This is a genomic window from Stenotrophomonas sp. STEN021, assembly GCF_056760175.1.
On sequence record NZ_JBRREH010000010.1, the window covers coordinates 25,524 to 49,795 of the forward strand.

Genomic DNA, 24,272 nt, shown 5'->3' on the forward strand with positions numbered 1-24,272 from the left:
CTCAGTGCAGCAGGGTCAGGATGTTCTTGCCACCCACCCGATAGGACAGGTTGTGCGGGCGTTCGCCCATGGGCTTTGCGCCGGTGCCGCCGATGATCTTGTAAGGCGGAACTTCCTTGGCCACCACGGTATTGGCGGTGATCACACAACCGCGTCCCAGGTGCGCACCGTGCGCAACCAGCGCACGGCTGGCGATCCACACATAATCCTCAATCACGATCGGGGCCGACACCGACCAGAATTCCGGCGCGGTCAGATCATGCGTCCCGGCGATGATCAGCACGTGCGATGCAATCGCGACGTGGTCGCCAATACGCAGACCCGCACGCGCATCGATCTGGCAATGCCAGGCAATCACGCTGTCCTTGCCGATCACCAGGCTGTCCATGCCCAGTACCTCGGTGTTGCGCCAGATGGTGGAGCCCTCACCAATCTTTGCGCCGCCGATGCGCAACCAGGTCAGGCGCACCCAATGGAACGGCACCTTGTTGATGGCGATGTTGTAGATCTGCTCCCACAGGCGCAGGCTGCGATCCTTGAACGTCGTCCAGTTGATGCCGTAGCGCGGTACCAGCTTGGTCGGCAACTCGGTCTTCAGCTGGTGGTAGAGCCGCTTCCCGAGTGGATGCTCGAGGCGCCACTCGATGTCCACCGAGCAGATCGATACCCGTACCTGATCGCCGCTGCTCTCCTCGAACGCGCCTTCGTTGGCCAACAGCCACTCATAGGCCTCGGTCAACGCGGCCGGTTCCACGCCCATGCGCGCAGCGTAGTCGCCAAGCCGCGAGCGCAGGTCGACGGAATGAAAAATACGATGCCTCATTGCTGCTTCCTCGAACTCGATAAGGGCCGACCCTCTGCGCCGGGTGGGACGGCGGCCGCGCTCTGCAGCCCCAGCCCCATCACCAGCCAGAACAAGGCCACCAGCACCATGGTGAAACTGTAGTAGTGATCAATCAGACCTGTCAGCAAGGCGGCGACCAGCGCGGTGGTACAGCCCATCCACAAGCCGTTGCGGCGGTCGATGTTGAGCACCTTGCCCTGCGGCCGCACCTGCCGCCACCAGCGCCAGGTCACCACGCAGTACAGCAGCATGCCGATCAAGCCCAGCTTGTACATGTAGTACAGCCACAGGTTGGAGATGCCGAGCAAGCCGCTGCCCGGCACCGGCGGCTCGGTACGGAAGCCTATACCCAACGGATAGCGCGCCACCGCCTCGGGGAAACGCTTGTACTCATCCACGCGCACCTCGGTACTTGCGTTGTCGGATGAGAACATCGTCGCCAGACGGTCCTGCAGCGGCGCATAGGTCACGGCCAATACGCCGCCGAGAATGATCCCAGCCATCACCATTGCCCGCGCATACGGCACCCGCAACCAGGACAGCCATAGCAGCACCACGCCGATAGCGAGGATGGCACCACGCGAACTGCTCAGCAGCAGCGCCGCGGCACCGAGCACGGCCACCGATGCGCCAAGCACGCGCCGCCAACCGTGTTGGTAGAGCCCGTAGAACGCGGCAAGTGGCACGAACATCGCCATCGCACCGCCGGTCAGGTTCGGGTGTACCCACGGCGAACCGAGGCGCGCGTTCTCGGCACTGAAGATGTCCAGCAAGGCTTCCGGGTGCGCGTAGCGCAGCTTCTCCAGCACCGGGATCATGTCCAGTGCGCTGCGTGATTTGACGAACATCCCCAGCGACAACAACAGCATCGCAAGATTGCCCAGCAGCAGCATCACCACCAGCTGCTCGCGCTGCTTTTCCTGCGACAGCATCAGTGGGGCCAGCAATAGCAATGACAGGTTGGCCAACCAGCGCACCCAGTTCACCGGACCGTTGCCGTCGGCCACGATCGTGACCTGACCCACCACGAACGGCAGCACGCTGAACGCCATCAGCAGCAGCATTCCGCGCTCGACGCTGCCCCACTGCGGCCGCTCCAGCCGCTGGAAGAACAACTGCAACGCAACCCCGGCCCAGGTCAACCCGAGCATGGCCTCGGCCACGGTGAAACGAAAACCCACCTGCAACGTACTGAACGGCATGAAGGTCGCCGCAAGCGCAAACAGCGACAGCCCGACCACCGGCCAGCGCAGAACCACCAGTGCAGCTGGCAGGCCAACCAGCAACACGAAGAATTTGGATGGCGGCAGGAACAGCAGCAGGCTGCCGAAGAGCAGACCGCACAGCACCGCGATGGTCGTGCCGAGCCTCATCGCGACGCCTCCTGCAGCAGTTGCGCCACCCGCTGCCGGTACGGTCCAGCGCCGTAGCGCTGTGCTGCGGTGATCAAGGCCTCGCGTGTTTCCTGAGCACCGCGCCCCGCTGCCGCTGCCAGCAGCGCTTCGCGCAACGAAGTGGCATCGCGCGGATCGAAGCGCAGCGACTGCGTCGGAGTTATCTCATCCAGCGCGCTGCCGGTGGCAACCGCAACCGGCGTGCCACACCCCAATGCTTCGATCACCGGCAAGCCAAATCCTTCCGCGGTCGCAGGATGCAGCAGACGTTCGGCGTCGTGGTAGAGCCGCGACAACTGCGCATCACTCAAGCCACTGCGCCAATGCAGTCCGGGCAGACCAGCCAGCTCCGCGCTTACATCAGCGCGATCACCTATCAAAACGAGATCCGGCAGCGCATTACCTTCCTCGCGCAGCGCCTGCCACTGTTGCAGCAGGAACGGAATGTTCTTGCGCGGCTCGCGGGTGCCGACCACCAGCCAATAACGTGCAGGCAAGCCTGGATCGGTTGCTGAACTGGGTGCCGCCAGCGGCAACACCGCGTTGGGCAACACCGAGGTCCGCGTGCTCGCACGCGGGTACAGCCGTGCAAGCTCGGTGGCGCTGAACTGCGACGGCGTCCAGATCGCATCGGCGGCACGTACCGCGTGCCCAATCATGAAGCGGTCCATTGCGCCATAGACGCGCCCGTGCAACCAACTGGCGTGGCGACCGGGCAAGGTCAGCTGGAAAACATCGTGCAGCAACAGCACCTGCCTGCGCAGCGTCGCTGGACGGCGCAGCGGCAAGCCGCTGTTGGCGGTGGCGATGTACAGTTCGATGCCCTGCTGGCGCAACGCATCCGGCAGGAAACCCAGCTCGAAGGCGATACGCGTACGCGGACGATGCAGGCCATTGCTAGCCACCGACGCAGGCGGACAGATCGCCAGCTGCCGGTGCGGGTGCCCATCCGGCGCCATGCTGAAGCGCACCAGTTCACAGCCCTCCGACAACAGCGCCTGCTCAAGCGCCAACACCTGACGGGCAATGCCCGAATGCGGCGCGGCGGTGACCGGCCGGTAATCGATGCCTATGCGCATGTCAGCTCGGCGTACACCGCCTCCAACTGGTCCGCGGAGCGCTGCCAATCATGTTGCGCACGCACGTAGTCACGGCCAGCCTCACCGGTGGCCCGCGCCAACTGCGGATCGGCCAACAACTGCAGCGCGGCTGCAATCAATGCGCCAGCATCCGCCCCGCCCTGATAGTGCGTGCCCCGTTGAACGTCCAGCCCGGATACCGCCTGTGCTGTGGCGACCACGGGCAAGCCCGCCGCCATCGCCTCCAACACCTTGAGTTTGGAACCGCCGCCATCACGCAGCGCGGCCAGGAACAGGCTGCTCTTGGCCTGCACCGGCTGCAGGCTGGGCACGAAGCCCTGCCACTCGATACGCGCATCGGGCCAACGTTCTGCCCATTGCGTCGGCAATGCGTAACCACACAGGCATAGCCGCGTCTGCGGCGCAGCCGCCCAGATCGCCGGCATGATCTCGTCCAGCAGCCACTCCACCGCATCGATATTGGGCGCGTACTCGAAGTTGCCGACGAACAGAATCCGCCCTGCGGCAGGATCGGCCACCACCTCGGCGAACGCTTCGGTATCGGTGCCATTGACGACCACGGCGATGGGCTGCTGGCTGTAGGCGGCCAGCACCTTGGCATCGTCCTCGGTCAAGGCCACTACCTTGCGTGCAGCACCTACGACCTGACGTTCCCAACGCTGGTAGCGCCAACGGTCCAGCCGCGCCAAGGGCCTGAACACCGCAGGCAGGCGGCTGTAAGTCACCTCGGCAAGCGTGGACTCGACGTTGTGCTCACTGAGCAGGAAGCCGCGCGCGTGCTGCTGCAGCGGTCCCCGGCACGGCTCATACATATAGGAATGCTCGAGCTGCACGACATCCCAGGTTTGCTGCAACAGCTGCTGCAAGGTACTGCTGAAGGCAGGTGCATGACCATTCACCGACGCCAGCAGCGGTGCCGGCGACAGCAGTCCAGCGAGCATCGTCTTCAGGGAGCGCAGCGGCCGCCGCTGCAGCACGATCAGCTCTTCCAGCAATGGCTCCAGCTGCGCCTGGGTGGCAGCATCCAGCGGTACCTTGCTTTGCACCAACAAGGTGATGCGATGGCCGCGCGCGGCCAGGCAACGCAACAGATGGTATTGGCGCAGCTTGCCGCCGCTGGTGGTCGGCCACGGCAGGTAAGGCAGGATCCACAGAATGCGCAGCGGTCGCATCACCACTCCAATACCGACAGCGACGTCGATACCGGCACATTGACTGCATCGCCGCTGCCGATCTCCTTGTGCGCGCCGCTCAGCACATCGTGCAGCACCGCCTGCTTGAGGCCATTGACCTGGACCTGCCCGGGTTGCGCGCCCCAGAACAACCAAAGTCGACGGCCGTCCGGGCGCTGCCAGCCAATGCTGATCATGCCCGGCGTGTTACCGGTAAACACCGGTGCCTTGCCAGGCACCAGACGCGGCCCCGTGATCTGCAACAGACGTTGCACCGCGCTGTACACCGGCTTGGCTGCAGCGGCTTCGTCCAGCAGCCCATAGCGGCGATCACGCGCACCTGCGCGCTGGTCCAGGTCACTCAGGGCGAACAGGAAAATCTTGTCGTAATCCAGCGCACTCATCAGCGCCAGGCGCCGGGTCACGAAGTCGGCCTGCCCCTGTGCGCCGATGATGGGCTGCTCTTCCTTGGGGCCGGCATAGCTGGACCAACCCCATTCGTCGGCCCAGATGTCTCGCGCACCGGCGGCACGCAGTGATGCATTGCCTTGCCGGGCACGCTGTACGAAGTCCATCGCATGCGCGTCGTCGCCTTCCGGATACAAGGAGTACGGGTGATAGGCGGTAATCACGTCCAGCGAGAACAAGCCGCCCTTGGCCAATGCTTCAACCATCAGCGCGCCACCACGGGTCGGCATCTGGCTGAAGTAGCCCATGCCACCCAACACGATCTTGCGACCTGGCGCCTCGCGGCGCATCGCCTCCACGCTGGTCAGCAGCAGCTGGCCGTAGGCGGCGGGATCCTCGCGTGGTTGCCAGAATGCCGGCAGGTTGGGCTCGTTCCACACCTGCCAGGCAACAACCTTGGGATAGCGCTGCGCCAGCTGCACCAAGGCGCGCGCGTAGAGGTTCGGATCCTTCGGCGGGTATTGGTCCGGGTTCGGACTGCCGGCTGGCGCTGAGGTGGCATGCGGCGCCGATCCGACCAGATACACCTCGGCCTTGAGACCACGGCGCTCCATTTCCGCCATCAAGGGATCCAGCACGTCCCAACGGAACTGGCCTTGGCGCGGTTCGATGGTGTCCCAATGCAGGTCCACCCTTACCCACTGCAGGCCCAAGGCCTGCAACTGATCCATCTGCTTGCGGTACTGGGTAGGCTCGAACCACAGGAAGTGTGCATTCACACCGAGATAATCAGCCCATACCAGCGGTCGCGGCGGCACCAGCTCCAGAGCCGCGCGTTCGCCCTTGGCGCAGGCAATAACGCCCCACAGCAGCGAACCGACCAGCACGGCTGACGCCAGTACCCGCAGCAGCCGCGCCTTGAACATGCCTGGTCCTTTCATCGCTTACGCTCCACAACCGATGTAAACAGTGCCGCAAACTCGCTGGCAATTGTCGCCCACTGGCGTTGCGCGCCCAGCGCGGACGCCGCTGTCGCCCAGCTGTGCGCCAATGACGGCTCATCCAGCAGGCTGACAATGCGTTCGGCCAAGGCGTGGCTCTGCCCCTGCGCATACACCACGCCGTTGCCGTAAGACACTTCTTCGGCAAACGCGCGTGCGTCCGAGGCAATCACCCCGCGCCCGCTGGCGTTGGCCCAGGACAGCGCGCCGCTGGTGCCGCGCATCCGGCCGAGCAAGGCGAGCTTCTTTGAATCGCGATACGGCAGCACCATCGCGTGATGGGCCTGCACGCAGTCCAGGATGCCGCTGGCGGGCAGGTCGAGCTGCCACTCGATGCGATCCGCGATACCTAGTTCGGCAGCGCTCGCTCGCAGCTGCGACAGGTAGTTGCCACGGCTGCCAAACGCCAGCTCCGGCGCCGATCCACCCGCCATGGTCACTGCAAGCCGCGCCTGTGGCCGCTGGCGAAAAACCGCGGCCAAGGCATCGAACAGGTCCTCGATTCCCTTGCCCGGATAGATGAAGCCGAAATACAGCAACTTCACGACCTCGCCTTCCGGCAATGTGGCAGCGGCGAATGCCGGATTGCCATGCGCGATGAAATGCACCTTGTCTGGCGCAACCTGCATCCGCTCAACCAGACAGCTGCCACCGGTACGGGTCAACGCCACCATTGCATCCAGACCAGCAGCCAAACTGCGCTCGCGCGCCAGCGTGCGTCGGTCCTGTGCCAGTGCCAGCAGCTGCGGCAAGGGGCGCGGCCAGGTCGCTATGCGGCGGGCCAGCCCCTGCGCAGGGTCCGGCGACCGCCATACCAGCCGCTCCGGGTCATGCACGGTTGCGCTGGTCGCCAGTTGTGGCCAGCGCGCACGCAATTGCTCCAAGGCGAGGAACTCGGGTCCACGTCCGCCGCCCAGCTGCGCATGGGCGATGTCCACGTCCCGCCAGAACGCTGCATCACTCGTGTCCCAGGCACCGTCTGCGCGCTGCGGTGGTACCCGCACATCAACGCCAGCACCATGCAGCGCCTCCATCCATGCCTGCGCATAGTCGGCGATGCCGTTCTGCAACGGCGGCAGCGGCGCGAGCAGCGCAAGCTTCACTCAGTACGCTCCGAGCCAACGACTGATCGGCTTCCAGAACCTGGCCGGGATTTCGAAAACGCGACGATTGAGCACGATGCCGTCGACACGCCCCAAGGCATCGCGCAGCAACGCCAGGGCATTTTCCACCGCCGGCACCGTGGTGCTGCGCGCCTGCACCACCAGAATGATGCGATCGCAGCCACGCAAGGCAATCAGCGCATGCTCATCACTCAATGGCGGCGCCTGCACGATCACCATTTCGCCGGGCTGCGCCGGCAGTGCGCCCTCGCGCACGGTATAGCCCTGCTGCCTGAGCACGATGGCCAGACGCGAAGCAATGAAGCTCACACCTTCGCCGGAGCGGCCCGAGGTCAGGCCCACCGACAGGCCATGCTCGGCAATCTGCTCCAGCGGCAGGCGGCAATAGATGCGGTACAAGGCTGCCCGCAGCGGCTGCGAGGCGTCCTGGTCGCGCTCGATCTCCGGCACCGTGGCCAGCAGGGGCACGTTGAAGGTTTTCTCGATGCGACCGCCGTCGTGGATGCGCTGGTCCATCAGGTACAGCAGGAACACCACCACCAAGGCCACGGCCAACGCCACCGGAATGGTCAGCAGCAGCATCAACATGCTCTTCGGGAACACGCGCGACGGGGTGAAGCTCGACTCACCGACCAGCGCCACATTGCTGAGGCGATTGCGGTTCAAGTCACGGATCACGCGCGCACGCAGCAGGTAGTCCGAATACTGGGCGAAGGTTTTTTCGGCCGAGCCAAGCTCCAGGCTAAGGCGCGACAGCGATGGCTCGGCCGCCATCACTTCTTCGCGCGAGGCCTGCAGCTGCTTGAGCTGCTCATCGATCTCGGCGATGTTGGCATCGATCTTGGCGACATTGATACGCGCATCCTGCATGTCCTGGCGCAGGCGGGTACCCAGGGCATTGGGCGCGACATTGCGCGAACGCACCACATTGTCATTGACCGCTGCGATCTCCGCTTCCAGTCCGGCAATACTCTCATCCAACGCACGTACCGGCGGCGCACCTTCCTTGAAGTTGCGCAGCAGATCCAGGCGCTGCTGCTTGAGTCCGTTCAACTTCAGCTTCAGGTCTTCGCGGGCAGGATTCAGGCTGATTTCGCGCTCGGTCACCACCTCGCCTGCGACAGCAGGCAACTGCCGGCCGGCCGCACCGAGAATGCCGAGCAGCGCCTCGCGCTCGGCCTGCAGCTCGCGGCGATGACGGTACAGCTTCTGCAGCTGGTCGGTCACGTCCTCGATGCGCTGTTCGACGCTGGTGGCATCGATGACACGCAGGCGATCACGCAGCTGCTGTTTCAGCTTGATGATGGTGTCGTTGAGCTCGGTGTTCTGCTGCTGGTAGAAATCAAACAGCGCATCGCCGCCAGCGGCATTGGCGCGCTCATCGAAATAAGCGTCCACCCAAGCCTGCGAGATGCCCTGCGCGACATGCGGGTCACCCCAGGTCACGCGCATTTCCATCACGTTCGAGCCCGGATCGTGGCTTACCGCCAGACGCTTTGCCAGCCGTGCAGCAAGGCGGTCCTCCGGCGGCGCCTTGTCCATCAGACCCACGCCGACGAACACATCACGCACGACTTCCTTGCACCAGGCCGCGGCCTTGCCCATATGGAACTTGAAGCGCGCCCAGCCGCCCTGCGGCGGTACCGATGACATCGCCAGATAGGCCTTGGCGACCCTCAGCATGACCGGCGCACTGGTCGCCATCTTCTCCTCATCCAGCAGCGGATCACGCTGCGGGCTCTGCTGCACGAAGCCCGATTCCGGGCCCGGCTGCACTGGCAACTGCACGCTGGCACTCTGCGTTGGCTTGACCAGCAGGCGCGCATCGGAGACGAAGCGATTGGGCAGCAGGAAGGCACCGGCCACCACCACGGCGATCGTGACCATCAAGGTCAGGCGAAACTCGCGGGCGAAAATAAACAGCAGACGCAGCGCGTCGCGAAGGCTACGGACTTCGATCACGGCACGGTTACCTCTGGCGTATTGATCCGGTAGGACGGCTCGTTTATCTGGTAATTGGCCGATGCGCCGAAACCACGGAACATCAGCAGCTGGCCGACGTACATGTCCACGCGCTGGATCGCATTGCCGATCCGCGAGCTGGGCACGAACACCAGGTCACCGCGCTGCAGCTGGACGCCCGGCTGGCCGTTGGTGGCAGGACTGAGCAAGGCGGCATAGTCGAAGAAATAGACCTGCTGCACGCCTTCATCATCCTGCCGCACCAGCGCCACATGATGGCTGTCGGCGGTTGGTAGCACGCCACCGGTGGCGGTGATGGCCTGTGGCACGGTCACCGCCGACATCAGGTCGAAGGTGCCCGGGTTGCGCACGGCACCGCCAACATAGACGCGGCTACCGGGCGCTTCAGCGATATTGATGGTCACCCGTGGCTCGCGGTAAATCGCATCCAGTCGCTGGGTCAGCTCTTCACCGATGGCTTCCGGGGTCCGTCCGCCAGCCTTGACGATGCCGATGAACGGATAGGCGATGTTGCCGTCGGGCCTGACCCGGTACAGCGTTGCCTCATCCTTCTCGGCGGGCGTCTGCGCGTCGCGCACGATCCGCAGCACATCGCCGGTATGTACCTTGAGCACCGGCTTGGGTAGCTGATCCGGGCTGAAATTGCTGATCTGGCGCTCACGCACCACCTTGCCGGTGGGCAGCTGGACTACGTTGGACATCGCGCAGGCGGTGAACAACAGGGTAAGCAGCGCCGGCAGCGCCAATCGCAGGGACTTCATGATTGCCTCCAATAGCCGGTAAACATTCCAATACGTCGTTTCAGGCGCAGCGGCAGATGCCGCTCCATGTGCCCCAGACGATAACCAATGAACTTTGCAGCGGTGCGCAACAACGCACCGGGTAGTGCAGTGACCGCGCCGGCCTGGCGCAGCGCGCGCAGCTCGGAGCGCACGAAGCGACCACCTTCGCCGCCCGCACCACCAAAGCGCTCGCGTATCCAGCGCTCGCGCGAATAGAACACGCCGATGTCGAAGTAGCGGCGCAGCTCTTCGACGATGCTGTAGTCGTGCGAATGCCAGGCCTCGGCAGCAGCCACATAGTTGACCGCCCAACCCGCCAGCAGCACGCGTGCGGCGACATGGGTGTCCTCGGTGCCGATCACATCCGCCGGAAACCCACCCACCTCGGCCAGCACATCGGCACGGTAGGCACAGAATGCATCGGAACTGAAACAGGTCTTGATGCCGAGCTCGGCGGCGTCGCCACTGCGCTTGATGCGGCCCTGCGGCGGATAGTTGAAAGCACGCGCATGCCGGGCCAGGATGCCTGCCTCCGGGTGCGGAATCTGCCGCCCATAGGCCACCGCCACGTCGTCAGCGGCATACACGCCATCGACCAGTGCCTGCAGCGCATCCGGCGGCACCGGTATCGCATCCTGGGTCATGTAGATCAGCACGTCGGCGTTGACCAGACTGGCCGCAAGGCGCCGCGTGCCGCCATGATTGAACGTCGTTGGATCGATCTCCACCACCCGCGCACCGAACTCACGCCAGCGCACGACACTTCCATCGGTGGAGGCACTGTCGATGATCAGCAGCTCGTCCGGCTGCAGCGACTGCGCGCGCAGCGCCGGCAGCATCCGCGCCATATGCGCTTCACCGTTGCGTACCGGAATGATCAGGGCAACACGCGGTTTGGTCATCAGTACGCCGCCTTCATCGACAACACGGCCGGCAAGGTGCGCAGCAGGATGAAGGCATCCAGCCCAAGCGACCAGTTCTCGATATAGGCCAGGTCGTACTCGACGCGCTTCTGCAGCTTTTCAACGGTATCGGTCTCGCCACGGTAGCCATGCACCTGCGCCAGACCGGTGATGCCAGGCTTCACCTTGTGCCGCGCCACATAGTTGGCGACGGCCTCCTCGAACAGGATGTCGGCTGCCTTGGTGGCGGTGGCATGTGGGCGCGGCCCGACCATCGACATGCTGCCCGCCAGCACGTTGAACAGCTGCGGCAACTCATCGATGCTGCTCTTGCGGATGAAACGCCCGATCCGCGTCACCCGCGGATCTCCAGCGCGCGTCTGGGTCTGCGCATCCATGTCACGTTGATCATGGAACATCGAGCGGAACTTGTAGACCTCGATCAACTGATGGTTGTAACCATAGCGACGCTGCCGGAACAGCACCGGGCCGCGCGAATCCAGCTTAATGGCGACGGCCACCAGCAGCATCAACGGCGACAGCAGCAACAAGGCCAGGCTTGCCAGCACGACATCCTCGGCCCGCTTGTAGGCTGGCGCCCAGCCTTTCAAAGGCGGCTCCGAGACCACCAGCATCGGCACGTCGGAAATATCCGCGACACGCGGCAGCGCGAAGTTGAAGGCCTGCATCTCCGGCACCAGGAATACCTGTACCGGCATCTTCCTCAGCAGTTCCACATAGTGGTGATTGCGGCCTTCGGCCACCGCTGGCAGTGCCATCAACACCTGATCCACCTCGTTGTTGCGGATCAGCTGCTCAAGCAATGCGAAATTGCCGATCAGCTGCGGCCGCAGGTGCGAGGCGATCCGGTCCGGGCTGCGGTCATCGATGAATCCCAGCAGGCCGCTGGCGATGTCCACGTTCTGCTGCATGTGCTGGGCGAGCCGGCTGCCGTTCTCGGTCGCCCCCAGGATCACCGAGCGGCCAACGAAGTGGCCGTCGCGGATCCGCCGCTGGAAGAACGCCAGCATCAGCAACCGCCCAAGTACCAGCAACAACAAGGTCGTCAGGTACCAGAGCAGCGCCATCTTGATTGGCAGGTAGGCGATCACCCGGAACACGGTATGCAGCATCAGCACCAGGCCGAAGCTGGCCGACCAGGCAACGATGGTGGAGCGGATCAGCACCCGATTGCTGAACATCTCCCGCCCGTACATGCCGAACGCGGTGAACACCAGAATGGTCAGCAGGCCCGCCAGCAAGGCCAGCACCCCGTAGGTGCGGATCAAACTGCTGTCGTGGACCCCCATAAGCAACAGCACCAGCGCCGCGGGCGAGACCGCGGCGCAGAAGTGGAAAATACGCGCCATCAGACGCGACCAGCGCATCACTACAGGGCGGGTATTTGCGAACAATGCATCTGAAAACGGTAAGCGCATTACGACGTCAGACACCTGTGCTGATGCGAACAAAACAGGCACACACCCACACAAACCGAGGCAACCGCCTGCAAAGCGACGCCATCGGCTTGACCCTAGTGAGCCACCTGCCCCCCTGCAGACAACCGGCCGGACTCATTCAACGAGGAGTACGGCTGTACCTGATCATCTGTTCCTTGCCCGATACAATAACGTGATGGGACTCACGTTTACAGGGGTATAGGCACATGGATGCGCTGTGTTAAGGAATCAATCGCAGTTGTCAAGGCCAGATGACAGGCGTTTGACGCTTACTGAAGCTCGAAGACCTGCCGCAGATAGGACAGGTAGCCCGGATCATCACACATGCTCTTGCCGGGCGAATCACTGAGCTTGGCCACCGGCTGACCGTTGCAGCGGACCATCTTGATGACGATGTTCAGCGGCGTCGGGCCCAGATCGTTGGTCAGGTGTGTGCCAACACCGAAGGCAACCTGGCAGCGGCCACGGAAGTGGTCGTACAGCTGCATCACCTTCTCGATGTTCAAGCCATCGCTGAACACCAGTACCTTGCTGGTCGGGTCAACGCGGTTGGCCTTGAAATGGGCCAGCATACGGTCGCCCCACGCAACCGGGTCGCCGGAGTCATGGCGCACGCCATCAAACAGCTTGCAGAAATACATGTCGAAGTCGCGCAGGAAGGCATCCAACCCGACCACATCCGACAAGGCGATACCCAGGTCGCCGCGGTACTCGCGTGCCCAGGACTCCAACGCCGCCACCTGCGAGTCGCGCAGGCGTGGGCCCAGCGCCTGGAAGGCCTGCAGGTATTCATGCGCCATGGTGCCGTGCGGCGTCATGCCATACATACGCGCGAAGTACACGTTGCTGGTGCCGACGAACTGCGGACCCAGTGCGTCACGCAGCATCGGCAGCATCGTGCCATGCCATTCCCGCGAGTAGCGGCGGCGGCTGCCGTAATCGGCGATACGGCAGTTCTCGAACCCGGCAGTATCACGCAGCAACGCGGTCTTGGCCTGCAGACGGCGTTCGCCTTCGGCGAAATCGGCAGTGGTGGTATTGCGGAACCAGACTTCGTTGATGATCGCCAGCAACGGCACTTCGAACATGATGGTGTGCAACCACGGGCCGGTGATGTCCAGCTCGATCTCACCCGGCACGGTTTCCGATGCACGCAGGCTGATGTACTTGCGGTCCAGGTGGAACAGGCCGAGGAAATCGGCGAAGTCCGGCTTCACGAAGCGCAGCCGACGCATGTATTCCAGCTCGTCGGCGGTGAAGCGCAGGCTGCACAGATGGTCGATCTCGCTGTTGATCTCGTCCATGTACGCGGCCAGGTCAATCCCGGGCGTACGGCATTTGAACCGGTACTGGACGATGGCGCCCGGGTACTGGTGCAGTACCGCCTGCATCATCGTGAACTTGTAGAGGTCGGTGTCGAGCAGGGATTGGATGATCATGCCCGGCATTATGCGCTGGCTGGAGGCTCGGGTTCAGCCGGCCGCGGGGGCTTGTTCATGGTCTGTGGCGGTCGCTGGAGTTAGGGCTGGCGGCGGTTGCTCGAAGCGCCCCCTCCCCAACCCTCCCCTGCGCGTTGCGCAAGGGAGGGAGCCATGCACGCTTCAGTCCCCTCCCTTTGGCGCAGCCAAGGGGAGGGCTGGGGACGGGTGCTTTGAATGCCCCAACACCCCAAGACCCAAACTTATTTCAGCAACAACCGCGGCACCTGCAACGCCGCATGCGCCCAGATCGCACACCACACCCCTGCCCTCACCGGCAAGCTGCGCTGGCTGGCTTCAAACTTGCGGAAGTAACGCCACAGGCCGCGATGCTTGTGCCATTCCACGAAGAACGGCCGCGAGCGGCTGGACACGCCACGCACATGCAGCACCTTCAAGTCATTGGCGATGGCCACCACCGCGCCGGCCTGGCGCGCGCGACGGCATAGATCCAGGTCTTCGGCATGCAGCCGGTAGCCAGCGTCCCAGCCCTGCAGACGATCAAACAAGCCGCGCGGCATCAGCAAGAGCGCGCCTGACAAGGCCTGCACCTGCTGCAACGCTGCCGAATGATCCACCTGCACCGCCAGCCGCGAACCCGCACCGGGGTTACGCAGCATCGCGGCGAAGTCAGGGTCGCGGCGGCGTACCGCCGGATCAGCGACGCCGTCCTCGTCCACCTGCTCCACGCCGAGCAGGCAATCACCCAGTGGCCGGCCAAGGTCGCGCAGCTGGGCCAGGGTCTGCGGTTCGACCATCAGATCCGGATTGACGAAGGCCAGCCACGGCGAATGGCATTCACTTGCGCCTTGGTTGCAGGCGGTGGCAAAGCCGGGATTGTCGGGATTGGCGATGAAGCGCACGCGGCTGTCGGCCAGCGCATGCCGCTGTGCGATCGTCAGCGAGCCATCATGCGATTCGTTGTCGACCACGCGGATCTCGGCAATATCGGCGGCGGCACGCAGACGCTGCAGGCACTCATCCAAGGTGCTCGCACTCTGGTAACTGACCACCACCACCGCAATTGAATCGCTCACACCGGCTCCGCGCCTGGAAGGGAACCACAGGCATCGAACAGATCGGGCTGGGCTTGCGGCATTATCGCCTGCTCGCATAGCTGCTGCAGTTGCTGGCGGTGGGCATGAAGCGGGTCGTTCATCAGGAACGCTGCCAGCCGCGCGGTCCACACCGGCCAGCGATTGGCCAGTACTTCCATGTCGCCTTCGGCCGGCTGGCCTTCACTCTGGCGCCCAACGAAGGCGTTGTCACACAGCACGTTGCGCCAGCCCAGCCCGCTCATGCGCAGGCTCAGATCTACCAGCGCGGCATACCACGAGCCGTAACTGTGGATATCCAGCCCGCCGGCACGACGACGTGCACTGCCGCGTATCAGCACCGCATGGGTGACCGCCGAGGGCAGCTCCGGCTGCAGCAGCGGCATTGCCGCCAGGGCCTGCAGCAGCCGCGCCGGATCGGCGGGCACTGGATTGAGTTCGCCGGCACGCGGCCACGATACGGCTTCGCCGGCGTTGCTCCACGGCGTGGCGGTGGCGATGGAGGCATCACGCGCCAGACAGTCACTGAGTTGCTGCAACCAACCCGCAGTCGGCAACGCATCGGGCGCCAGCACGGCCACGTCAGCATCGCCGCAGGCCTTCAGCATCTCGTCCAGATGCGCCGCCTCGCCGATCGGGCGCGGACGGCGTGTGTACTCGGCCTGTAGGCGGGTGCTTGCAAGCCAATGCTCGATCACCACCTGCCCGCGCGGGCCACTCTGGCCATCATCGGCCAGCCACACCGGCGTACCTGCCGGTGTGTGCTTCTCCAATGCCGCCAGACAGGCGTCAAGCGCTGCATCGTCCACACCCACCGGCAGCAGGATGACCGGCAGCGCCATGCTCAGCGCCCCTTGGGGGCGTTGATCGGATCCAGCGCACGGAACTTGCTGCCGTACTCGTCAGTGAGATTGCGCGCTTCCTGCGGGTTGCGGACGATGGTCGGGGTCAGCAGCACGATCACTTCGCTGCGTCGGCTGCTTTGGGTCTTGCGGCCGAACAGGCCACCGATCACCGGCAGTCGGCTCAACCCGGGCAGACCGGATGAGCCCTTGGTGGCACTGTCCTCGATCAGGCCGGCCAACATCACCGTGTCACCGGCATTGACGGCCGCTTCGGTCTTCATGCGGCGGGTATTGATGCGTACGTTGCCGTTGTCATCAGGCTCACCTTCTGGCGAGCTGACTTCCTGCACGATGTCCAGGAACACCATGCCGTCGCGGGTGACACGTGGGCGCACCTTGAGGATGGTGCCGGTTTCCAGGTACTGCACCTGCGCGTACTGGTTGTCGCTGATGCCTGACACCGACACCGAATACACCGGAATCTTGCTGCCCACGTTCAACGTGGCCACTGCATTGTTGCGCACGAACAGCGACGGTGTCTGCAGCAGGCGGACATCGGTGACCTGGTCCAGTGCCGTGATCACCGCGGCGGCGTTCTTGCCGAGGAAGGTCCAGCTCAACCCGCCGCCGCCTTTTCCGTCACCGGGAATCAGCGAGCCGGCGATATCGCCCCAGATGCCACGCCCGAGGGCTGACGGCAGGCCGGCGCCGCCCTTGTCGACGGCGGCGTTGACCGCCTGCTCGAAATACCAGTTGACGCCATAGCTCAGGTCACCACTCAAGGCGACCTCGGCAACCTGCGCCTCGATATGCACCTGCATCGGCATCACGTCGAGCTTTTCCACCACCTCGCGGATCGACCGCCATGCCTGCGGTGTACTGCGCACCAGCAAGGTATTGGTTTCCTCCACGGCGGAAACTCCAACGCGGTCGCCTTCAACTTCCAAAGTAACGCTGCCATTGCCGGGGCTGCGCTGCGGCAAGGCCATGCCCTCGCCCATGCCGTTGTTGCTGCCGCTACCGCCGCCCATGCCATCGCTTTTGCCGAACGAACCGCCCCCATCGCCGAGGTTGTCGTCGGCGTTGGCCGAAGGATCGACGGTGCCCCCGCCTTGCAGGTTGATCGCACTGGCACCTGGCGCCAGCGAAGTTGCACCACCCTGCCCGCCGCGCGAGCCACTACCAGCGCCAAACACCTCGGCCAGCCGCTCTGCAAGGTCCTTGGCCTTGATGTATTTCAACTCATGCGAGAACAGACGGGCGCTACCGCCGGCACTGTCGATGCGATCCAGCCACTGCTGGATCTGGTCCAGATAGCGGGCCTGCGGGGTGATGACCAGCACTGCATTGGCATTGTCCAGCGGCATGAAACGGAACATGCCGGCGCTTGGTGTCTTGCTGGCTTCGCCAAATACCTTCTCAAGATCACTGGCCACCTGCGAGGCGCGCCCGGACTGGATCGGGAACACGCCCACCGACATGCCGGACAGCCAATCCACGTCGAAGATCTCGACCGTACGCAGGTAGTTTTCCAACTCGGTGCGGGTGCCGCCCAACGTGATCACATTGCGTGAGCCGTCAATGCCGACGATGGCGTTGGGCCGCGCATAAGGCTCCAGCACTTTCTTCATCTCGCTGGCCGAGATGTACTGCAGCGGCACCACCCGTACCTCGTAGCCTCTTGCGGCCGAGGCCGGTGCGGTGCTGGGCGCGACCGTGCCTGCCAGCGACTGGTCAGCCGGCACCACGTTGTAGCGGCCACCGCTGTAGATCAGGCGTGCGTTGTTCCAGCCCAGCACCATCTCCAGCAGGTTCAGCGCCTGCGCCGGTGATACCGGCTTGGGCGTGGCCAGGGTTACCGTGCCCTGCACGGTCGGTGCGATCACGTAGTTCTGGCCGAGCATGTCACCGAGGATGGCCTTGGTGACCGCCTGTACCGACTCGCCTTCAAAGTTGAACACTGCCGTGCCATTGCCAGCCGCGGTCAAGGCAGGAGCCGGTGCCGAGGCGGCAGCGCGGTTGATCACTGTGCCGTTGCCACGCCGGATCACCGCACGCCCCTGATTGTCATCGGGTTTGGGGGCTTCTTCGGCGCTCAGCGGGCTGGTACGGGCTGCCTCGCCGGGGGCCGGCGTGCGCGTGTCCGGCGCAGCAGTGCGGCGGATATCCGGCGTCGGCGTGGTGACGCAGCCACTCAAGGCGCCGATCAGCAGGCTGGCTGCAACTATGCGTGATGTCATACGCTCACTCTACGGGTTCTGGCGGCCAGAGCCGCCGTTCTGATTCTGTTGTGCCTGCCGACGGCGGGCCTGGATGCGATCACGGATCGCCTTGATCTGATCTGCTGACGGTGCAACCGGTTCGGCTGCAGGCGGCGGTGTGGGCACGCTGACCGGCGGATGATTCGGCTGCGCATTGCCAGGCATGGGCGCTGCACCACCGTCTATTGGCGGTTTGGGCCCACCGCTGAACACCTGCAGTTCCAGATTGAGCGTGCCCCCCGGCCCACTGACCACGGCGCTGCGCGGCTGCAGCGACAGCAGCTGCCAACCGTCCTGTACCTCGCCGCCCAGACGCAGGCGCAGCGACTTGCCCTGGTCGGTGGTGAGCGTAGCCATGTCCAGGCCCGGCGTCATCAATACCCCGGTCAAACGCACACTGGCCGCTGCCGGCTCACCGGCTTCGCCGATGAAGAACGGATGCGGCCGCCGATCACTGGCAAACAACGGCCGGCTCAAAGCCTCGGAATTGTCGGCAACCGCAAGCGCCGCGGGCTGCGGAACCGCTGGCAAGGCAGGCACGTCCAGTGCGGCAGCGCTGCTGCCGATCCTGCTGCCCAGTCCAAACAGGCACAACGCCCACACCAGCAGCGCCCAAGCAGCGAATGCGCCCAGCAACCAGGTGCGTAGACCTGCCACATCATTGCGCATTGGCAACCTCCGTCGCCGGTGCGACCACACCCGGGCGCAGATAACCGCTGAGCTCGAAACTCACATCCAGTCCGCCACCGCCTTCGCCCAGGCCGGCGGACAGGATGTCGAGCCGGTCCACGCGCAATTGCGGTGTTCCGGTTTCCAATGTCCGCAACACGCTCATCCATTCGTTCATGCCGCAACGCAGACGCGCCTGCACCGCCACCCTTGGAAAGCGGCCAGTGCTGTCGGCCGGCAACGGCGAGCGGTCGCTGATCGCGCAACTACGCTGGTCCGGGCTGGCCAAGCGCGCAGCTTCTTCCAGCCGCTGCACCAGTTTGGAGGTCGCCAGCTCCACTGAGTTTTCGGCCATGAAACCGGGTTGATCGGCCAATGCCTGTTGCGCCTGCTGCAGCCGCTGCGTGACCTGCGGCGCCTGCCGCAACTGCATGCCAATGCGCTGCTGGCGCTCCTGCAGGGTCGCGATTTCTGCTTCCACCGCCTGCATCGGCCGGGTCCACAAGGGCTGCACCAGCAGCAGATAGATCACGCCCAATATGGCCAGCAACAGTGCAAGGGCCAACCAGCGATCACGGCGCGCGGGGTGCGGTGCCATCGGCAGCCTCCTGGTTGGGGCCGCGCAGTTCTGCGGTCAAGGTGAAACGCTCACGCCCGGCACCTTGACCGGCCTGCAGCACACCGGTCAGTGACGGCGTCTTCCACAGCGTGGAGCCCTCCAGCTTGGAGACCAGCGACGAGGCACTGCTGCTCATGCCGATCAACTGCATGCGCCCGCCTTCGATCGAGAGTTTTTCCAGCGAGGTGTCATCGCCCAGCCGTTGACTGAGCTCATTGATGATTTCGGTGGCAGATGCCTGTTGGGCACGCTGTGCAGTGAAGAACTGCTGACCATCGACCAGATCCTGCAACTGCTGCCGCTGCGCGGCCACCGCCCGTGCGCGCGCCGCAGCGGCCTCCACCTGCGTCGACAGTAGCGCGGCAGCGGCGCGACGGTTGTCCAGCAACTGCCAGGCAGCCAGCACCATCATCACCAGACCTGCGACCAACAGCAGGCGGTTGAGTCGGCGCATCGGGTCATGTCGTTGCCGACGCATCGCCAGCGGCAACAGGTTTACCCCCAGGGGCTGTCCTTCAACGTCGACCGCATCCACTCCGTCAAGCTGCTGCTGCCATGCCTCGCCCGAGCCCAGCAACGCGTCCACCAGTGGCCGCGGCGCGACCACCAGTTCGGTATCCAATTGGCCATCAGCGCGACGCTGCAACAGGCGCACGTCGTAGTAGACCTGCGTGGCACTGAAAGGCGTTTGCCGGTCGATCTCAAAGCCAAGCACTTCACGCAGGCGCGCCTCGGCCGCGGCAGGCATGCGCAACGGCTTGCGCAGTATTGCGTTGGCCGACAACAGCGCGAAGCGCGGCAGGCCAGAAACGCGCGGAGGCAAGGCCGCGTCCACTGCATTGGGCGCCGCGTCGATGGGTAGCACCTGCAGCAACTGCCGCTGGCCGCTCTGCAACAGCGACACGGTCAGCTGCGCGTCGACAAGCTCCAGCAGCAAGCGCGCATCGGAGACCCCAAGCAGTGCCCGCCAACGCGCAGGCAGCCAGGACAGCAACGCCTGCGACCACCATGACCAGAAGCCACCAGCGCCCGGCACAATGCGTGCACTCGCCTGCCCCAGTCGTTCACGCAACCCTGTCATCTGGACATCGCTCCCTGTTCCCACTGCAGCACCGTATACGGCGCACCGGCCATAGCACCGGGATTAAGACGGACCACGGCGCGGGTAACCGCTTGTCGCTCGGCCACCAGCTGCACCTTGCTTTCGACACTATAAGTGCCGCTGTCTGCTCCCATGGGTGAAGTTTCGCCCATCCCGGCACCGCCGTCTGCACGCTCACGCTGGGCCATGATCAGCGCAGCATCCATCCCCATCGCGGTCAGCACCGGCGCGGGTGCGAAACGTGGACTGGGCTGGCCGCTACCGTAGACCGTCACCAGCGGTGCCAACTGTGCATAAAGCTCCGGCTCCATGCCGAGCACGCGCTGCAGCTCGCTGATACTGTCAAATGGCGCGTTCCTGGCGCCGTAAGGCAGGCCAGCAGCCTGATAGTCAGCGGTTTCCGCGCCGCCGGAGACCTGCAGCAGCGAATCGACGTCACGCCAATCGACGATGGCGCCGGCCAACCGCGCGGCCTTGTCAGGCGCCACTCCAAGTGCACGCAACAGGCCTTGCAGCAGGTTCAGATCGGCCTTGTTCAGATCGACCTTGCCGGACTCATCAACGATACGCAGCGCCACCGCATGGCCATCAAACTGCCAACGGTAAGGGCGCCCGTCGGCGTGCCAGCTGGGCTGGGTCGGCGTGGCGCGCATCCGCGACAGCGCGTAATCGATACCGGCATGGGCGATCTGCTCGCCTCCGGCAAGGTCGCCGGTCACCCGGCCCTGCAGGTGTTCGACCCGCGCAGTGAGCGCGAACGCGGCGATGGTAGTGGTCAACAACGCCACCAGCCACAACACCAGCACCAGGGCCGCACCGCGCATCTTCATCGCCAGCTCCCGGCGACACCGTGCTGCGGCAATGCGACGACCAGTGGCGGCCACGCTGGGCCACCTGCGGGGGTGATCTCGATGGAGACCAGGGCCGGCATGCGCCCGGGCAAATCCCAGCTGTCCTGCCAGCCGCCCATTGCACCGGTACTCGGATCGGCACCGCGATAGCGCAGCTTCACCTGTTTGAGATCGTCGGCCAGCAGCTCGCTGCCACGCGGTGGATTTTCCTCCAGCAACTCACCGTTCTGCAGCAGGGTCAGCCCGATCCGCAGCTGCTGCTTGTCACCGCTGCCACTGACTTCAAGCGTGTGCAGATAGGGACCGCCGCGGCCCAGATAATTTGGCACATTGGCGACAAACCGGAGCTGCTGTGGCGTGCCGGTAAACACCTTGGCACTGCCACTCAACGCATCGCGCTGCAAGGGCAATGGCATTGCCGAGACCAGACGCCTGCGGAGGAAACCCTCGACTGCGCGCATGCGCTCATTGCTACTGGCAATCGCCTCACCACGGCTACTGATCGCCAGCGTCGAACGCACTGCAGCAAATGCCAGCGCCATGCCGGCAGCGAGCAGCACGGTGGCCAGCAGCACCTCGATCAAGGTGAAACCGCGTGCGCGCACTGGCCGCGATCGACGCGGTGAACGCTTCATGGCGGCGCCTCCAGCGGCGCGTTGCCACGCAGCCGCAGCGTGCGCCAACGCAGTTGTTCCTGCGCGCTATCGCCCCAGCGCACCTGCAGGTCCAGCAACCATAGCCGCGCCTGTTGCTGGCGCGGCTCCACATAAGGCGAGACCTGCAGACTCCAGTGATAGCGGCCCTGCTCCCATTCGCCCTGCTGACGGCCTGCGCTCAACGGCGCCTCCACGCCTGCCAGTGCAAGCAACGACTGCGCGTGCAAGGCAGCGCGACCATAGCCATCGGCCATGCTGACCTGACGCGCCGCACCAGACAGGCTGCCCAATAGCAGCGTCATCGCCAAGGCCAGCAAGGCGAAGGCGACAATCACTTCAATCAACGAGTAACCCCGTTGGCGCTTCATCCAGCGCCCTCTCTCAGCGGACCGGCCTTGACCTCGCCCGTGATCCACGCCACGTCAATACGCCATATCGCATCGCCTGCACGCAGTTCGATACGGCCGCCACTGGAGGCGCCATCCTCAAAGAAACGTACGACGCCTTCGTCCTTGCGGGTCTGCAATTGGCCGGCGCCGGTGAAGCGCACCGTCAGCGCCTTCGGCAGCTCACCATGATGGCCGTCCGCGCCCTGCCAGCGGCGGGTGCCGGGGTTGATCTGCAATTGCTGGACGACGCCGGTGCTGATCGCACGGGTGCGGGTGTAACGCAATTCGGCTGCCAAGGCCTTGCCGGCCGAGCGCAGGCGCATGCCATCCATGCCGCCGCTCATCGCCATTGCCGCCATCAAGGCCAGCGCAGCAACCAGTGCCAGTACCAACACCATCTCCAGCAGTGACATGCCACGCATTGCGCCGCGCCGCGCGGGTACGGCACGCACGGCGGCAAACGGAAGCGGAATACGCGGCGCGACCATCACAGCTTATTCGTAGCGGATATCGGCGTTATAGCTTTCGCCGCCGGGCTGACCGTCGGCGCCCAGACTGATCAGATCAAACGGACGTCCCTCGCCCGGCACCCGGTACTGCACCGGATTGCCCCACGGATCATTGAACTCGGCCGGTTTGGAATACGGGCCCAGCCAGCCAGCCACACCGGCAGGCTGGGTCGACAGATCCTCCAGCTTGCCCGGCAAGCGGCCGGTGTCGAGTTTGTAGTTCTCCACCTTGCTCGCCAGCGTCTGGATCTGGGTCTTGCCCAGGTTGGCCTTGCCACGATCGGCGCCGCCCAGCACGCGACTGCCAACCAAGGTCAGCACTGCACCAATCAGCACGATGACGATGATGATTTCCAACAGGCTCATGCCGGCCTGGCGTGCGCGTGACATGGGTTGTTTCAGGGCTCGCCTCATTTCTTCTTCCTTCTACGAAAACCAGGGGTTAACCGATGGCATTGGTCAGGTCATACAGCGGCACCAGCACCGCGATGATGACCACGCCCACCACCGACGCCAACAACAAGGTGATCACCGGCACCAGCGCCGCCAGCATGCGGTCGATGGCGCGGGCAGTTTCCTGCTCAAAGGTATCGGCGGTTTTGAGCAGCATGCTTTCCAGCGTGCCGGACTCTTCGCCAACCTGGATCATCTGCAGGGCCAGACGTGGGAAGCGGCCATTGCGCCCCAGGGACGAAGCCAGCCCAGCACCGTTCTTCACTGCCTCGGCTGCTTCACTCACGTCAGCGACCAGTGCGCGGTTGCCGAGCACATTGCGGGCGATGCCCAAGCCAGCCAGCAACGGCACACCATTGCGCAGCAAGGTGCCAAGCGTGCGCGCAAGCCGTGCGCTCTCCAGCTTGGCAACCAATCCGCCAATGATCTGCCGCTTCAACAACCATGTATCAAAGCGCAGACGGAATACCGGGTCGCGTCGCTTGCGTTCCACCCACAACAGCAACAGCGCCGGCACCACGATGAACACCAACCAGCCTTTGCGCACCAGCAGGCCGACTTCAAGCACCACGCGGGTAAACCATGGCAGGGTCACATCCAGGCTCTGGTACATCAGCGAGAACTGCGGCACCACATAGCCAAGCAGGAACAACAAGGCCAAGCCGACCACTACCAGCAGGATGGCCGGATAGATCAGGGCGTTGATGACACGCCCCTTCAATTCCTGGCTGCGCTCCAGATAATCGGCCAGGCGCTGCAGGGTTTCGTGCAGGCTGCCGCCAGCTTCGCCAGCACGCACCATGTTCACGTACAGCCGCGAGAACAGGCCATGTTGGCGCTCCAGCGCCTGCGACAGTGGCGCACCGCTGCGTACGCTGTCGCGTATGTCGGCAATCACCCGTTGCGAGCGCTGGTCTTCCGGCGTCTCCATCAGGATCGACAAGGCGCGATCCAAGGGCTGCCCGGCGCTCAACAGCGTTGCCAGCTGCTGTGTGAACTGGACCAGGGTGGCGCCGGCAAACGGGCGCTGCCGCCACTGCTTCCAACTGCCACCCTCGAACGCCGAGCCAGTCGCCGGCTTGGCTTCCACCGGCAGATGGCCCTGCTCCTGCAGACGCGCGATCACCTCACCTTCGCTGGCCGCATCCATCTGCCCTTCGAGCAGGTCGCCGCGGGCATCCAGCGCCTTGTATCGGTAACGCGGCATCAGCAGTG

Annotated in this window: 23 protein-coding genes; all 23 read right to left on the bottom strand. The window is 64.4% G+C overall.

Annotation, left to right across the window (positions count from 1 at the left end):
• Window position 1 precedes the first annotated feature (1 nt).
• Window positions 2–823 (bottom strand): acyltransferase, encoded by an 822-nt coding sequence (locus ACVOL0_RS03475; RefSeq protein WP_481547913.1) that lies wholly within the window; start codon window positions 821–823, stop codon window positions 2–4.
• Window positions 820–2,217 carry an O-antigen ligase family protein gene (locus ACVOL0_RS03480; RefSeq protein WP_481547914.1) on the bottom strand — a complete coding sequence of 466 codons (1,398 nt, stop codon included), beginning with the start codon at window positions 2,215–2,217 and terminating at the stop codon, window positions 820–822. Before ACVOL0_RS03480 ends, ACVOL0_RS03475 begins: the two co-directional genes overlap by 4 nt.
• A complete protein-coding gene (locus ACVOL0_RS03485) occupies window positions 2,214–3,317 on the bottom strand; it encodes a glycosyltransferase family 4 protein (protein ID WP_481547915.1) in 1,104 nt (367 codons plus the stop codon). Before ACVOL0_RS03485 ends, ACVOL0_RS03480 begins: the two co-directional genes overlap by 4 nt.
• A complete protein-coding gene (locus tag ACVOL0_RS03490) occupies window positions 3,308–4,510 on the bottom strand; it encodes a glycosyltransferase family 4 protein (RefSeq protein ID WP_481544346.1) in 1,203 nt (400 codons plus the stop codon). Before ACVOL0_RS03490 ends, ACVOL0_RS03485 begins: the two co-directional genes overlap by 10 nt.
• Window positions 4,510–5,859: a beta-galactosidase gene (locus tag ACVOL0_RS03495; RefSeq protein WP_481547916.1), complete on the bottom strand. Its 1,350-nt coding sequence runs from the start codon at window positions 5,857–5,859 to the stop codon at window positions 4,510–4,512. The genes ACVOL0_RS03490 and ACVOL0_RS03495 overlap by 1 nt, the downstream gene beginning before the upstream one ends.
• The gene (locus ACVOL0_RS03500) at window positions 5,856–7,022 is read right to left on the bottom strand and encodes a glycosyltransferase (RefSeq protein ID WP_481547917.1); all 1,167 of its coding nucleotides are present in this window, start codon (window positions 7,020–7,022) and stop codon (window positions 5,856–5,858) included. The genes ACVOL0_RS03495 and ACVOL0_RS03500 overlap by 4 nt, the downstream gene beginning before the upstream one ends.
• On the bottom strand, window positions 7,023–9,005 hold the full coding sequence (locus tag ACVOL0_RS03505) for a GumC family protein (protein WP_481547918.1): 1,983 nt from the start codon (window positions 9,003–9,005) through the stop codon (window positions 7,023–7,025). It abuts the gene before it with no gap.
• Window positions 9,002–9,787 (bottom strand): polysaccharide biosynthesis/export family protein, encoded by a 786-nt coding sequence (locus ACVOL0_RS03510; protein WP_481547919.1) that lies wholly within the window; start codon window positions 9,785–9,787, stop codon window positions 9,002–9,004. Before ACVOL0_RS03510 ends, ACVOL0_RS03505 begins: the two co-directional genes overlap by 4 nt.
• Complete coding sequence (locus ACVOL0_RS03515; RefSeq protein ID WP_481547920.1) at window positions 9,784–10,710, bottom strand: glycosyltransferase family 2 protein; 927 nt, start codon at window positions 10,708–10,710, stop codon at window positions 9,784–9,786. The genes ACVOL0_RS03510 and ACVOL0_RS03515 overlap by 4 nt, the downstream gene beginning before the upstream one ends.
• On the bottom strand, window positions 10,710–12,164 hold the full coding sequence (locus tag ACVOL0_RS03520) for an undecaprenyl-phosphate glucose phosphotransferase (protein WP_481547921.1): 1,455 nt from the start codon (window positions 12,162–12,164) through the stop codon (window positions 10,710–10,712). Before ACVOL0_RS03520 ends, ACVOL0_RS03515 begins: the two co-directional genes overlap by 1 nt.
• Window positions 12,165–12,439: 275 nt before the next feature.
• Window positions 12,440–13,609 (bottom strand): nicotinate phosphoribosyltransferase, encoded by a 1,170-nt coding sequence (pncB, locus tag ACVOL0_RS03525; protein ID WP_481544339.1) that lies wholly within the window; start codon window positions 13,607–13,609, stop codon window positions 12,440–12,442.
• Between the two features lie 242 nt (window positions 13,610–13,851).
• Window positions 13,852–14,685 carry a glycosyltransferase family 2 protein gene (locus ACVOL0_RS03530; protein ID WP_481544338.1) on the bottom strand — a complete coding sequence of 278 codons (834 nt, stop codon included), beginning with the start codon at window positions 14,683–14,685 and terminating at the stop codon, window positions 13,852–13,854.
• Window positions 14,682–15,551, bottom strand: coding sequence for a glycosyltransferase family 2 protein (locus ACVOL0_RS03535; RefSeq protein ID WP_481544418.1), 870 nt, complete (start codon window positions 15,549–15,551; stop codon window positions 14,682–14,684). The genes ACVOL0_RS03530 and ACVOL0_RS03535 overlap by 4 nt, the downstream gene beginning before the upstream one ends.
• Window positions 15,548–17,788: a type II secretion system secretin GspD gene (gspD, locus tag ACVOL0_RS03540; RefSeq protein ID WP_481544337.1), complete on the bottom strand. Its 2,241-nt coding sequence runs from the start codon at window positions 17,786–17,788 to the stop codon at window positions 15,548–15,550. The genes ACVOL0_RS03535 and gspD overlap by 4 nt, the downstream gene beginning before the upstream one ends.
• A 9-nt stretch (window positions 17,789–17,797) precedes the next feature.
• A complete protein-coding gene (locus ACVOL0_RS03545; RefSeq protein WP_481547922.1) occupies window positions 17,798–18,478 on the bottom strand; it encodes a type II secretion system protein XpsN in 681 nt (226 codons plus the stop codon).
• Window positions 18,468–19,076, bottom strand: coding sequence for a type II secretion system protein GspM (gene gspM / locus ACVOL0_RS03550; RefSeq protein ID WP_481544335.1), 609 nt, complete (start codon window positions 19,074–19,076; stop codon window positions 18,468–18,470). Before gspM ends, ACVOL0_RS03545 begins: the two co-directional genes overlap by 11 nt.
• The gene (locus tag ACVOL0_RS03555) at window positions 19,051–20,178 is read right to left on the bottom strand and encodes a PilN domain-containing protein (protein ID WP_481547923.1); all 1,128 of its coding nucleotides are present in this window, start codon (window positions 20,176–20,178) and stop codon (window positions 19,051–19,053) included. The genes gspM and ACVOL0_RS03555 overlap by 26 nt, the downstream gene beginning before the upstream one ends.
• Window positions 20,175–21,029, bottom strand: coding sequence for a type II secretion system minor pseudopilin (locus tag ACVOL0_RS03560; RefSeq protein ID WP_481547924.1), 855 nt, complete (start codon window positions 21,027–21,029; stop codon window positions 20,175–20,177). Before ACVOL0_RS03560 ends, ACVOL0_RS03555 begins: the two co-directional genes overlap by 4 nt.
• A complete protein-coding gene (locus tag ACVOL0_RS03565) occupies window positions 21,026–21,685 on the bottom strand; it encodes a prepilin-type N-terminal cleavage/methylation domain-containing protein (protein ID WP_481547925.1) in 660 nt (219 codons plus the stop codon). The genes ACVOL0_RS03560 and ACVOL0_RS03565 overlap by 4 nt, the downstream gene beginning before the upstream one ends.
• Window positions 21,682–22,074: a type II secretion system protein XpsI gene (gene xpsI, locus ACVOL0_RS03570; RefSeq protein WP_481534858.1), complete on the bottom strand. Its 393-nt coding sequence runs from the start codon at window positions 22,072–22,074 to the stop codon at window positions 21,682–21,684. Before xpsI ends, ACVOL0_RS03565 begins: the two co-directional genes overlap by 4 nt.
• On the bottom strand, window positions 22,071–22,517 hold the full coding sequence (gene xpsH / locus ACVOL0_RS03575; RefSeq protein WP_481544417.1) for a type II secretion system protein XpsH: 447 nt from the start codon (window positions 22,515–22,517) through the stop codon (window positions 22,071–22,073). Before xpsH ends, xpsI begins: the two co-directional genes overlap by 4 nt.
• Window positions 22,518–22,589: 72 nt before the next feature.
• On the bottom strand, window positions 22,590–23,018 hold the full coding sequence (gspG, locus tag ACVOL0_RS03580; RefSeq protein ID WP_481547926.1) for a type II secretion system major pseudopilin GspG: 429 nt from the start codon (window positions 23,016–23,018) through the stop codon (window positions 22,590–22,592).
• A 28-nt stretch (window positions 23,019–23,046) separates the two neighbouring features.
• Window positions 23,047–24,264: a type II secretion system protein XpsF gene (xpsF, locus tag ACVOL0_RS03585; protein WP_481547927.1), complete on the bottom strand. Its 1,218-nt coding sequence runs from the start codon at window positions 24,262–24,264 to the stop codon at window positions 23,047–23,049.
• Window positions 24,265–24,272: the final 8 nt, after the last annotated feature.